Raw genomic sequence first — 12,635 nt, 5'->3', positions numbered from 1 at the left:
TTGTATGAGTCCCTTTTAACCTCATACCCTCGGGTAATATCTACTATGGTAGAAGTTTATGACGTATTAATTTAGTTTATGCTGTAAATCCGAGTGTGGAACAAGATTTAAAGAGGAATTTTGGTTTGGATTTTATAAGAGCCGTGGCTATCCTTCTGGTCATGGTTTCCCACACCACATTTCTTTTACCTAGACAATCTGGAATAGTGATTGATGCACTTAGGTTATTGGGTGCTACAGGGGTGGACATATTTTTTGTGCTAAGTGGCTTTTTGGTAGGAGGTATTATCCTTAAGCTTCTATCCAATAACCATACTTCCTTTAATGATTTATATTTTTTTTGGAAACGACGTTGGTTAAGGACATTGCCTAATTATTTAGTTGTATTAATCGTGAACATTTGCGTATATCTCATTTTGCATGGTGCTATTCCAGACCAGATATGGATGTATTTTGTTTTTATTCAGAATTTCATCCAAACACATCCTGATTTTTTTTCAGAAGCCTGGAGTTTGTCTATTGAGGAGTATGCATACATAATATTACCACTTCTAATATTTTTACTGATTAGTTTGTTCAAAATGAGATTAAAACACAGGGTTTTTATAAATACAACTATTTTAATCATCCTTCTACTTGCTCTAATTAAGTATATCCATGGTCTGAATGCAGTTTCAAATACATTTCATGAGTGGTCTCAATTATTTAGAAAAGTAGTTCTTTACAGGCTAGATGCTATTTATATTGGCTTTGTTTTAGCATATTTACGATGGCACAATACCAACTTCTTCCGTTATAAGAAAATCTTCTTGGCCATATCAGTAGGGATATTTATTACCATTAATATCGCTATTGTAATTTTTAGTTTAAATCCGATTAACCATAAACTATTTTTTTATTTAGGGTATTTGAGTTTAACCAGCGCAAGTATCGCTTGTGCATTTCCATTCCTTTTAGAGTTAAAAGCAAAACAAGCCATTAAACAGATAATAACATATATAAGCAAGCGGTCTTATGCATTGTATTTAGTGAACTATTCGTTAGTTCTATTAGTGATAAAAGAGCATGATATTAATACTAAAGGTTTAATAATTATATACTGGCTACTTTCTTTTCTTCTGGCTGAAATACTCTATCGATCTATAGAAACATACTTCTTAAATATTAGGGAGAAAGTGGTCCCAAGAAGAGTTTAGAATGTAACTCATATGGAGTACTAAAAAGCAGTATTTAACTTATATTTTAAGTTGTGTATTTTTTGAGAAAAGTTGATCGTGTCTTAACGGAAGTTTATTCCGTTACTATAACGTTTTCGTTTTTTAAGATGGAATTAAGAATTTGGCAAACAATTTATCATAATTCTAAATAATCATATTTGTTAAATTATTGATTAAGAGATGATTTTAATGTTAATTATTCATAATACTCTTAATAAATCCCGCATGCTGTGAATTATTTCTAACAAAACCTTCATTTTGTTACATATTTTTAAAAACCTTTAGAATGTTGTAAATTTGGGCACGAAAAAATTCTTCAACATTTAAAACATCATTATGGCTTTTGATATTGATATGATTAAGAAGGTGTATTCTAACATGGCAGAACGTGTAGATGCAGCTAAAAATATTGTAGGAAAACCCTTGACTCTTGCAGAGAAAATCCTCTATTCTCATTTGTGGGATGGTAATCCAACCACTGCATTTGAACGTGGCAAGGATTACGTAGATTTTGCCCCTGACAGGGTGGCTTGTCAAGACGCCACTGCTCAAATGGCACTTCTTCAATTTATGCAGGCTGGTAAGCCTAAGGTGGCTGTTCCCACTACGGTTCACTGTGATCATTTGATTCAGGCTAAAAGTGGTGCCGAAGTAGATTTAAAGAGAGCTAACGATACAAGTAGTGAGGTCTTTAATTTCTTAGAGTCGGTATCAAATAAATACGGTATTGGTTTTTGGAAACCTGGTGCAGGAATCATCCATCAAGTTGTTTTAGAAAATTATGCATTCCCTGGTGGTATGATGATTGGTACGGATTCACATACAGTGAATGCGGGTGGTCTTGGTATGGTGGCAATTGGTGTTGGTGGTGCTGACGCCGTTGATGTTATGGCAGGTATGGCATGGGAACTTAAATTTCCAAAATTAATTGGTGTCCGATTGACTGGAAAATTATCTGGTTGGACAGCACCGAAAGATGTTATTTTGAAGGTAGCCGAGATACTAACAGTAAAAGGTGGAACAGGTGCCATTGTTGAATATTTTGGTCCTGGAGCTACATCTATGTCATGTACTGGAAAAGGTACTATTTGTAATATGGGGGCTGAGATTGGTGCAACTACATCGACCTTTGGATATGATGAGTCCATGGAGCGCTACCTTAGAGCTACTGACAGAGCTGATGTTGCTGATGCAGCCAATGAGATTAAGTCTTACTTAACTGCAGATCCTGAAGTATATGCTAATCCAGAACAATATTTTGATCAAGTTATTGACATCAATCTCTCTGAATTAAATCCATTATTAAATGGTCCTTTTACACCAGATTTGTCTACAACAGTTGGGTCAGAAATGACCACAAAAGCCCAGGATAACGAATGGCCAATGCAAGTCGAATGGGGGCTAATAGGATCATGTACTAACTCTAGTTATGAGGATTTATCAAGAGCTTCTTCTATTGCACAGCAAGCTTTAGATAAAGGATTAAAAACAAAAGCAGAATTCGGAATCAATCCAGGTTCTGAGCAGGTTAGATATACAGCAGAACGTGATGGTATTTTGGAGGTTTTTGAAAAATTAGACGCTAAGATATTTACCAATGCCTGCGGTCCTTGTATTGGACAATGGGCACGATACAGCGACCCTAAAAATGCTCCAAAAAACAGCATTGTACATTCATTCAATAGAAATTTTGCTAAGCGTGCAGACGGTAATCCTAACACCCATGCCTTTGTGGCATCACCTGAGATTACGGCAGCAATTGCAATAGCTGGACGATTGGATTTTAACCCGATGACCGATGCATTGATCAATGAAAATGGTGAAGAGGTTATGTTAGATGAACCAACAGGATGGGAGTTGCCTCCAAAAGGATTTGAGGTGAAAGAGAATGGTTATCTAGAACCTGTGGTTGATGGAAGTGGGGTAGATGTTGTTGTTAGTCCTTCTTCGGAAAGACTGCAATTATTAACACCATTTACACCTATAGGTGATTCAGTGACTGGAGCAAAACTTCTCATTAAAGCCTTTGGAAAATGCACCACAGATCATATTTCAATGGCAGGTCCTTGGTTGAGATTTAGAGGGCATCTTGATAACATTGCCAATAATACTTTAATTGGTGCGGTGAATGCTTTCAATCAAAAAACTAACTTTGTTAAGAATCAATTAACTGGTGAGTACGGAGGTGTTCCTGATGTACAAAGAGAGTATAAAAAGAATGGTATATGGTCTGTTGTAGTTGGGGATCATAATTATGGAGAGGGATCATCGAGAGAGCATGCTGCCATGCAGCCGCGTCATCTTGGTGTAGCTGCTGTTATTGTAAAATCTTTTGCTCGTATTCATGAAACTAATTTGAAGAAACAAGGTATGCTTGGATTGACATTTGCAAATGAGCATGACTACGATTTAATCCAGGAAGATGATACATTCAACTTTTTAGACCTTAACGAGTTTACTCCTAATAAGCCGCTGCATTTAGAAGTGGTTCATTCAGATGGAACAAAAGATACCATTGCGTTGAATCACACATATAATGACGCTCAAATCGAGTGGTTTACAGAAGGTTCTGCATTAAATCTTATAAAAAAGCAGAATGTATAAGTAAGACTTTAATCGCATATTTTATTGAAACTCCTGGCAGACACCAGGAGTTTTTTTGTAAGGAATTGTATTGGAATTACGACCCAAAGACAACTAATCAATGCAATGATGAATAAAATTTGGGTATTTGAAGAGGTAAATCTCTTCAAACTCTTGTGTCCGCACAAGTTTAAGACATATAAAACTGAGCATGAATTCAATGCTTATCCAAAGCAAGAGTACATTTACTTTACAGAAGATGCAGCCAATAAAGTATACCTTATCGAGAAGGGTAAAGTTAAGATTGGTTATTATAACGAAGATGGTACCGAAGTTGTAAAAGCCATTCTTAAGCGAGGTGAGATTTTTGGTGAGCATGCCATTCTTGGTAGTAAAACTAGAGACGAGTTTGCTCAGTCAATTGATAATAAAACATCTATTTGTCCGGTTGGTGTTGAAACACTTCAAGACTTAATGCGTGATAATCAATCCTTGAGTATTAAAATTTACAAGTTTATTGGGCTTAAATTGAGACGTCTGGAGAGACGACTTCAAATACTTTTGTTTAAAGATTCCAAGACCCGTTTGCTCGAATTTTTAGACGAATTGTGTAAAGAGTATGGTTATGATTGCCATAAAACTGGAGACCATGTGATACAGCATCCTTATACGCAAAAAGATATTGCGTCCTTAATTGGTGTTTCACGTCCTACATTGAACGTCCTTTTAAATGAACTGAAGGCAGAAAATTTAATTACCTTTAATCGTAAAGAAATACGCTTATTACAAACGAATGTTGCCTAAACTTCTTCAGTTAATTAAGAAATATGGGCTTTGGGTAGCACTTGTGGTTATTCTTCTTGTGCCTCAGTTAAGATTGCCTATTCAAATTCATTTAAATCAGACATTTAGTCTAATTAATTGGGTGACAATAGAAAATGATGTTAAGGCTGCTAACCTCGATGAAATGGTTCTTATTGCTGAAGACGGAACTGAAATTAGAGGTAGCGAATTAAAGAATAAAGTCATTTTTATAAATCTATGGGCAACTTGGTGCCCTCCTTGTATTGCCGAAATGCCCAGTATTCAAAAACTTCATTCCAATTATAAGGATGAGGTTATATTTTTGATGGTCAGCAATGAACCCTTTGAAAAGACCAACAGGTTTAAAGAAGCAAAGGGGTTTGATTTTTTAGTGTACAGACCAAAGTCAATTCCCAAACCAATATACGGTAAGTCCATTCCAAAAACCCTAATTATAGATTCTAAGGGAAATATAAAGGTTGAAAAAACTGGTGCTGTTGATTGGAATTCTAAAAAGATTAGAGCCTTATTGGATGAACTACTTGATGAGCCTATTTAAAATATTTAAAGGGAACGATGAGCATTCCAAAGTTCTCACCTTTATCCTTACCAAGATGCTTATGGTGTATTTTATGAGCGCGTCGGACTCCTCTAGCATATTTATTATCAATATTCCTTAAGAATTTGAATCTTTGGTGGATAAAGATATCATGTACGATAAAATAGGCGGCACCATAGGCCATGATACCAATTCCAATAGGCAAGCAGAACCAAATATTATGCTCACCCCATAAGTACCAACAAAACATACTAACTACGGCATAAAAAATGAAAAAGAGATCATTTCTCTCGAACCAACTATCATGGTCCTTGTGATGATGATCGCGATGAACATTCCATAAAAATCCATGCATGATATATTTATGTGTGAACCACGCATTAAATTCCATTATAAAAAAAGTTACCAGGAATATAAGAATCCAAAGTAGAGTTTGCATCCGATAAAAATTTCTAGAGCAAATTTAATTGATATTTCACATAACTACGCGTCAATAGTTCCACTTTCTTGTAGTTAGGAACACGAATACGCGTAGATTTGATTTCCAGTGCTGGAGTTCTCTTTAGTTTTTCTAAAAGCTTATTGTAATATCTGTAGGCCATAAATACCCCAAACCTTGCTTCAAGTGGTAGTTGCTTAATTCCTTGAAGGCCTTTTTCAAAATCAGATTCTATATCTTTTATGATGGCTTGTTTAGACCTTTCATCTAATTGAGATAAATCTGTATTTGGAAAATACGTACGACTCAAATCTTCATAGTCTGCTTTAAGATCTCTTAGGAAATTGACTTTCTGGAAGGCAGAGCCAAGACTCATGGCACTGTCTTTTAATGTGTTATATTTTTGTTGATCACCTTTGACAAACACTTTTAAGCACATTAACCCAACTACGTCTGCAGAACCATAAATGTAATTTTTATACTCTTCCTCAGTTAGGTAGTCTTTTTTGTGTAAATCTAAGCGCATACTATTCATAAAAGCATCAACTAAATGCTTATCTATCTGATACTTATGATAGGTTTCTTGAAATGAATTTAAAATTGGGTTCAAACTTATTTTATGCTCAAGGGCATCGCTTAGGTCTTGTTCAAATTTCTCGAATAAAAATTCTTTATCGTAATCATGGAAGGTATCCACAATCTCATCAGCAAAGCGCACAAATCCATAAATGTTATAAATATCTTGGCGAATACTATCTGCAAGCATTTTTGTAGCCATAGAAAAAGAGGTGCTGTAAGAGGTGGTTACCAACTTACTACAGGCCTTAGAAACATTGTCAAATATGGATTTCATTGTATGAAGTTATGATTTTAATTGTTATCTATCAATTTTGCCACTAATTTTCCTGAAATTAATGAAGGTGGAACTCCAGGTCCTGGAACCGTTAATTGCCCCGTGAAAAATAAATCTCTCACTTTACTGCTTTTTAATTTAGGTCTTAAAAAAGCAGTTTGTCTAAGTGTGTTTGCCATACCATAGGCATTACCTTTATAAGAATTATAGGCTTCGATAAAATCATTGACACAAAAGGATTCTTTAAATAGGATTGCATCTTTTACACTCTCACCGATTCTTGCTTCCAATCTGTCAATTATAATATCAAAGTATTGGGCTCTTAAGGCTTCTGTGTCTTCTAGTCCTGGAGCTATTGGGATTAAAAAGAAACCGGCTTCACAACCATCAGGTGCCATGCTTGCATCTGTAACAGAGGGAAAATTCACATAGAATAAGGGTTCCTTAGGCCATCTGGGATGATCATAAATTTCTTCGGCATGCAATTCAAAGTCGGTATCGAAAAACAAATTATGGTGCTCTACGCCAGTAATTTTTTTATTAAAACCTACATAGAATAATAATGAGGAAGGAGCGAAGGTTCTTTTTTGCCAATACTCCTCTGAATACTGTCTATCGCTTTCTTTCAATAATGTTTCAGTGTGGTGGTAATCTGCACCACTTAATACAATATCCGATGTTATTACTTCCCCGTTAACCTTTAATCCTTTGGCTATGCCATCTTCAACCAAGATTTCTTCCACGTTGGCGTTGGTTTTAATAGTTACTCCCAACTCTTTCGCTAAGCTTCCCATAGCTTTTACAATTTCGTACATTCCGCCTTTAGGGTGCCATGTACCAAGGCCAAAATCAGCAAAATTCATGAAGCTGTAAAAAGAGGGTGTATTTGAAGGTTTAGCCCCTAAGAATAAGACTGGAAATTCAAGAGTAGAAATGAGCTTTGGATTTTTGAAATTCTTTCTAACTTCTGAACTTATAGTTTTAAAAAACTGATCTACGCGGGTAACCGTTTCTTTGGTAACTAATTCAAAAGGTGAAATACCAGGTTTAAGTACTATTTTATTGATAGCTATATTATAATTTTCCTGAGCTTTAGCAATAAATTGTCGCAGAGGCCTGGAGCTACCAGATTCAATACGCTCAAATTCCTCGCAAATTTGATCCATATGATCACCAATTGTAATCACCTCATCTTTAAAGAAGATTTTATAGGCCGGACTTAATTTGTCTAACTGATAGTAGTCCTTTGTTGATTTACCAAAATCGTTAAAAAACTTTTCAAAAATATCAGGCATCCAATACCAACTAGGCCCAATATCAAACGTGAAACCGTCTTTGATTAATTGACGCGCTCGCCCTCCAATTGTTTCGTTCTTTTCAAATATAGTTACGTTATTGCCTGTATTTGCTAAATAGCATGCTGCGGACAGCGAGGAAAAACCAGATCCAATTATAGAAATACTTTTGGTCATTTATAAATTTTCTAGGAGCGAATCAATTGAATTGAAGGTTTTTATTTGCTTAGGTAAGACATCTAAATTCAAGCTGTTTAGCATTCTTCCAAGAATCCAGAATTCAGCGTTTTTATTATTAAGAATTTCTTTATGAAATTCTTTAATATAACCATTTATGGACTCTTTATCCGGTTGAATGGTGAAATAGGATATAAACACTAAATTATCGTAATAATTCAACAAGTCTTTAAGACTATCTATAGGTACACTTTGACCTAAAAAGATGGAGTGATTCCCACCTTTGATTACCATGTAATTTATAAATAACAACCCCAATTCATGGATTTCATTGTCTGGCAAATACAGGACAAAAGTTTTATGTGAACTTTGAGCGGCCTTAGCCTGAATCCTTTCGGTATTAATTAGAATTTTTTGCCTAATAAATGTGGTGATAAAATGCTCGTGTGCAGGTGTAATCGTATTAGTTTGCCAAAGCAGTCCTATTTCAGTTAGTAATGGAATAAAAACATCCCTGAAAATCTCGGCAAAACTGCGTTCTTTTAGTAAGGCCTCATAGGTGTTGTAAAACAGTACCTGATCGAAATTTAGCATTGACAGTTTAAATGAATTCAATGCGTGTGACTCAATGTTCGTCTGAGCGGCAATTTCTCGAACTAAAACAGGAATACGATGTTCATCCAACGTGGCTATTTTAGATATTTTGTAACCGTTACTATTTAGGTAGCTGACATTCAATAGTTTTTGAAAGTTAGAAAGGTCGTAATAACGAATGTTGGTATCTGTTCTCTTTGGGGTCAATAGGTTATAGCGTTTCTCCCAAATTCTTATGGTATGTGCCTTTATACCTGTAAGGTTTTCAAGGTCTTTAATGCTAAACTTATTTTTTATGTTGTTCATTTATTTCGATAAATGGTTAAACAAAGTTAATTATAATAGTGAGAAGTGCGTTATAATTAACAAAATTTAAATACCTCAGCTTGGCTAGCTGAAGTCTGGCCAGGATACCTACTATCAAAAAATTATGTAGAAAATTGAGAAAGTGCGCACGAGAAGACTCGAACTTCCACGACCTAAACGGTCACTGGCCCCTCAAGCCAGCGCGTCTACCAATTCCGCCACGTGCGCAAAAAGAGCGTCAAAGGTAAAAAAAAAGATCATTTTCCAATCCTTAGTGCATTAGTAATTTTATGAATTGGAAACTGATTTACTTATTAAAGTAATTCGTGAATTTTATAGAATCGAAGATCATTTTTGCAATTTTGATGGTTTCATAACTGAATAATTTGCCGTTAGTCATGTCTTCTCTGTTAAAATCACCATTTTCATTTAGATTTGTAGCTGTCACCAAAATCGACCGAAAATGAGATCGTGGATAAATGTATTGATCGCAATAGCAATTAGTTACGTCAATTATGGTCAAACAGATTTTATTGTTAGTGAAGCTAATACATTGGGTGGGTTATTTATAGATTCTGACTCCCTTTATGTAGTATCGTCGGCAGACAGAGCTCATGTTAAATCTGTTCTATCCGAAGATTCAGACTATTCAACCTTTAATTTGGCCTTAGTTGGACCTGGCTTTTATAATTATCGGGATATCTGTAAAATCGATAATTACCTCTTTGTAACAAAGCATGGAAGTTCAAGTAATGGAACCCCTGGCATCTACCGAATGGATTTAAATGAAGAGAATTCCTTTTTTCAATTATACCTTGAGTTAAACGACGCTTATGGTTTGGCATCAAGATCTCAGGAACTCTACGTAAATGGGGGTAATAGCATTTACAAAGTGGATATTTCAGCATCTGACCCTGAATTAACTGTTGTCAGCTCTAGCATTTTTGAATATACCTTCGGGGTGGGAACTCTTGCTTTAAAAGTATTTGGTAATTACCTATATGTCATTGATGACAACGGAATCTCAAGAATTGATTTAGATGACGAATCATTTTCCTCAGAATATATTTCTACTTATGACGGGTGGGGCATCGCAATAAAGGATGAAAATACCTTTTATATGACTTTTAGTGACGATCAAAATGAGTTTGGAGCTATATACGAGCTCAAAATAGACACTCAGGAATACATCAAAATTTTTGATATTGAAGGATTTTTACAAACCTATGACATCGAATATTATAACGATTTCTTGTTTGTCACAACCTTGTCAGGAGACAATAATAAAGTTGTAAGGCTCGATTTAAATAGTCTTTCAACAGATGAAGTATCTTTACCAAGCATAAAATTATTTCCTAACCCTACCACCCAAAACATTTCAATATCAGGATTAAATAAAGCCCAAAATTATGTCATTTATGCAGTTACTGGGCGCCAAGTAAAAGATGGATTGGTATTCAAGGATGCCATCAATGTATCTCAATTAAGTAACGGTGTTTACTTCTTACAGCTAGAAACAGGTAATCCACTAAAATTTATAAAGAAATAGAATTAAAAAAGGATGGGTTCCTGCAGAAATAAGTCCAAAAAAAAAGTTAAGCGCTAAGACCTAACTTTTGTGACCGGGCTGGGGCTCGAACCCAGGACCCTCTCCTTAAAAGGGAGATGCTCTACCAACTGAGCTACCCGGTCATAGAGCGTTGCTCTAATGAGGGTGCAAATATAAAATGTTTAATTAATAATCCCATACATTTTTTAAATTTAATTTTTGTTTTTTTGCCCTGCTTAAAGTTGAGCAGAATTACTTTTTATTTGACGTTGATATGAAGGTTGTTTTAATTGGATATATGGGTTCTGGGAAGACCTCTGTTGGTCAACTACTTTCGGACTCTTTAGGACTCCAATTTTTAGATTTAGACCGTATTATAGAGCACAAGGCGAATATGTCTATACCGGACATTTTTAATAAGAAAGGTGAGATTTTTTTTCGCAAACTGGAGGCTGATGCCCTAAGAGAAACTTTAGATGGCAATGAAAACTTTGTTCTTGCGTTAGGCGGAGGGACTCCTTGTTATGGAGCCAATATGGATCAAATAACTGAATACACCACATATTCGATTTATTTAAAGGCTTCTATCCCAAGTTTGGTTTCTCGTTTATCAATAGAAAAAGATAACAGGCCACTGATTAGTCATCTGGCAACTGACGAAGAATTAACTGAGTTTATTGGCAAACATTTGTTTGAAAGACAATATTATTACAATCAATCAAATGTTATTGTGTCGACGGATGGTAAATCACAAGAAGAAGTATTGCAAATGCTCCTTAATAAGCTTACTTAACTCAGGTAAGCCTCATATGGTTGTTTAGATAGGTTTACATGAACATGTTCATTCAAGGACGTAGATAACGAAATTCCTTTGAAATCTGCTTTTACTGGATATTTCTTGTGATTCCTGTTGACTAGTACAGCAGTTTTAAAGCGTTTAAGGGGGACTTCTAAAAAATGCTTGATTCCATAAATTAGCGTACTACCGGAATTAAGAACATCATCGACTAAAATTATGGCTTTCTCTTTATAGGATTCCGAGTCCAAACTGGTGGATACCGAATCAATCGGATTCGATTTATTCACTTGTACTTTGCAAAGCGTACTTTCTATATCAGAAATTTTGTCGAGTTCTTTTTTTAATCTGCGTGCCAGCAAATAGCCATTTGATTCAATACCAGCAATTATTAATTCTGATTCATTAACATTTGACTCGTAAATCTGATAGGCAATACGCTTAATACGATGTTCAATTTCCTGATGATTGAGTATGGTGTTTTTCAAGACTTTTAATTTTTATCAAATATAAAAAACAGTTCTTTACCCGCCCTTGAAGGTTCAGAATTATAAGCTCTTTCAAGAGTTTTTACCTTGAATTTTGGTATAAACAATGTCGTATAAGATTTTGAATCTCCTCCAAAGGGAGGACCAGATGAACTTAGTGGGAAGTCAAAGAGCAAACCTACTAGTTTACCGCCTGGTTTAAGGAGACGATAAACATGATCTCTATAATCTTCTCTTAATTTGGGATTAATAGCACAGAAAAAGGTTTGTTCAAGAATTAAATCGTATTGACCAGTATGATTAAAAAAATCCATACGCAATAAATGGTCACTACTGAATTCTGGAAGCCTTTTTTTTAATTGCTGCAACGGAAATTCTGCAACGTCAACAACATTCAAATTTCTAAACCCTTTAGACCACAAATAGTCAACTTCATAACTATTTCCGGCACCTGGAATAAGGATTCTCAAAGAATAATCCTTTAATCCATCAATATAGGTGGTAAGCGGCTGAGACGGTTTGCCAAGATCCCAACCAATATGATTGTTGAGATATCGGTTATTCCAGTAATTTTCTAAATCATTTGTCATCCCAGTCTGTAAAATCTGTAATATCTCGTCGATCTTTTTTGGTCGGTCTACCAAGTCCTTTCTTTCTGTAGTGATCTTTGGCTAGTTTCAGAAGGTTCTTTGTTTCCAATTCTTCTGAAGGAGTAACGTCTTGCCTGTAAATATCAACCAATTTGGCCCCCAATCTACTTTTAGGAATATCAAGAACTTTTAGTTGGTAGTTGATTTGGTTCTTACGAACTATAAGGTGATCAGATATGTATACCTCTTTACCTGGTTTGGCAATGGTGTCATTAATACGTACTTGCCCTTTCTTACAAGCTTCAGTAGCTTGATTTCTGGTTTTAAAATATCTAACACACCATAAAAACTTATCAACCCTCATGCTAATTACCTAAAACTGGCT

General features: G+C 35.2%; 13 protein-coding genes and 2 tRNA genes. 6 read left to right on the top strand and 9 right to left on the bottom strand.

Annotated features, from left to right (window positions below):
* Window positions 1-95 precede the first annotated feature (95 nt).
* The 4 genes from DN064_RS09280 to DN064_RS09265 all read left to right on the top strand — a co-directional run bounded on the left by DN064_RS09280 (window position 96) and on the right by DN064_RS09265 (window position 5,163).
* The gene (locus DN064_RS09280) at window positions 96-1,196 is read left to right on the top strand and encodes an acyltransferase family protein (RefSeq protein ID WP_115462372.1); all 1,101 of its coding nucleotides are present in this window, start codon (window positions 96-98) and stop codon (window positions 1,194-1,196) included.
* Between the two features lie 357 nt (window positions 1,197-1,553).
* A complete protein-coding gene (locus tag DN064_RS09275; RefSeq protein ID WP_115462371.1) occupies window positions 1,554-3,821 on the top strand; it encodes an aconitate hydratase in 2,268 nt (755 codons plus the stop codon).
* 108 nt (window positions 3,822-3,929) lie between these two features.
* The gene (locus DN064_RS09270) at window positions 3,930-4,604 is read left to right on the top strand and encodes a Crp/Fnr family transcriptional regulator (protein WP_115462610.1); all 675 of its coding nucleotides are present in this window, start codon (window positions 3,930-3,932) and stop codon (window positions 4,602-4,604) included.
* Window positions 4,594-5,163 carry a TlpA family protein disulfide reductase gene (locus DN064_RS09265; RefSeq protein WP_115462370.1) on the top strand — a complete coding sequence of 190 codons (570 nt, stop codon included), beginning with the start codon at window positions 4,594-4,596 and terminating at the stop codon, window positions 5,161-5,163. Before DN064_RS09270 ends, DN064_RS09265 begins: the two co-directional genes overlap by 11 nt.
* Here the strand turns inward: DN064_RS09265 and DN064_RS09260 are convergent.
* The 5 genes from DN064_RS09260 to DN064_RS09240 all read right to left on the bottom strand — a co-directional run bounded on the left by DN064_RS09260 (window position 5,156) and on the right by DN064_RS09240 (window position 9,055).
* A complete protein-coding gene (locus DN064_RS09260; protein ID WP_115462369.1) occupies window positions 5,156-5,602 on the bottom strand; it encodes a sterol desaturase family protein in 447 nt (148 codons plus the stop codon). The two genes, DN064_RS09265 and DN064_RS09260, sit on opposite strands and share 8 nt — an antisense overlap.
* Window positions 5,603-5,615: 13 nt before the next feature.
* Window positions 5,616-6,455, bottom strand: coding sequence for a phytoene/squalene synthase family protein (locus DN064_RS09255; protein ID WP_115462368.1), 840 nt, complete (start codon window positions 6,453-6,455; stop codon window positions 5,616-5,618).
* A 17-nt stretch (window positions 6,456-6,472) separates the two neighbouring features.
* Window positions 6,473-7,927: a phytoene desaturase family protein gene (locus DN064_RS09250; protein ID WP_115462367.1), complete on the bottom strand. Its 1,455-nt coding sequence runs from the start codon at window positions 7,925-7,927 to the stop codon at window positions 6,473-6,475.
* Entirely contained in the window at window positions 7,928-8,827 is a 900-nt protein-coding gene (locus DN064_RS09245; protein ID WP_115462366.1) for a MerR family transcriptional regulator, read from the bottom strand.
* A gap of 143 nt (window positions 8,828-8,970) precedes the next feature.
* Window positions 8,971-9,055: transfer RNA gene (locus tag DN064_RS09240), tRNA-Leu, on the bottom strand.
* A 235-nt stretch (window positions 9,056-9,290) separates the two neighbouring features.
* Between DN064_RS09240 and DN064_RS09235 the strand changes: the two genes are divergently transcribed.
* Window positions 9,291-10,376, top strand: a complete 1,086-nt coding sequence (locus DN064_RS09235) for a T9SS type A sorting domain-containing protein (RefSeq protein ID WP_115462365.1) — start codon at window positions 9,291-9,293, stop codon at window positions 10,374-10,376.
* 70 nt (window positions 10,377-10,446) lie between these two features.
* On the opposite strand, the gene DN064_RS09230 is transcribed toward DN064_RS09235, so the two are convergent.
* Window positions 10,447-10,519: transfer RNA gene (locus DN064_RS09230), tRNA-Lys, on the bottom strand.
* A 131-nt stretch (window positions 10,520-10,650) separates the two neighbouring features.
* Between DN064_RS09230 and DN064_RS09225 the strand changes: the two genes are divergently transcribed.
* Window positions 10,651-11,169, top strand: coding sequence for a shikimate kinase (locus tag DN064_RS09225; RefSeq protein WP_115462364.1), 519 nt, complete (start codon window positions 10,651-10,653; stop codon window positions 11,167-11,169).
* On the opposite strand, the gene DN064_RS09220 is transcribed toward DN064_RS09225, so the two are convergent.
* The 3 genes from DN064_RS09220 to DN064_RS09210 are packed head-to-tail and all read right to left on the bottom strand — an operon-like array spanning window position 11,166 to window position 12,614.
* The gene (locus tag DN064_RS09220) at window positions 11,166-11,660 is read right to left on the bottom strand and encodes a phosphoribosyltransferase family protein (RefSeq protein WP_115462363.1); all 495 of its coding nucleotides are present in this window, start codon (window positions 11,658-11,660) and stop codon (window positions 11,166-11,168) included. The genes DN064_RS09225 and DN064_RS09220 overlap by 4 nt on opposite strands.
* Before the next feature lie 5 nt (window positions 11,661-11,665).
* Window positions 11,666-12,250 (bottom strand): class I SAM-dependent methyltransferase, encoded by a 585-nt coding sequence (locus DN064_RS09215; RefSeq protein ID WP_115462362.1) that lies wholly within the window; start codon window positions 12,248-12,250, stop codon window positions 11,666-11,668.
* Window positions 12,240-12,614, bottom strand: coding sequence for an RNA-binding S4 domain-containing protein (locus DN064_RS09210; RefSeq protein WP_115462361.1), 375 nt, complete (start codon window positions 12,612-12,614; stop codon window positions 12,240-12,242). The genes DN064_RS09215 and DN064_RS09210 overlap by 11 nt, the downstream gene beginning before the upstream one ends.
* Between the last annotated feature and the right edge of the window lie 21 nt (window positions 12,615-12,635).

Source organism: Winogradskyella aurantiaca, from assembly GCF_003362725.1.
Classification (GTDB): domain Bacteria; phylum Bacteroidota; class Bacteroidia; order Flavobacteriales; family Flavobacteriaceae; genus Winogradskyella_A; species Winogradskyella_A aurantiaca.
The sequence above is the reverse complement of the archived record's forward strand: the minus strand, read 5'-3'. Positions and strand labels throughout refer to the sequence as shown.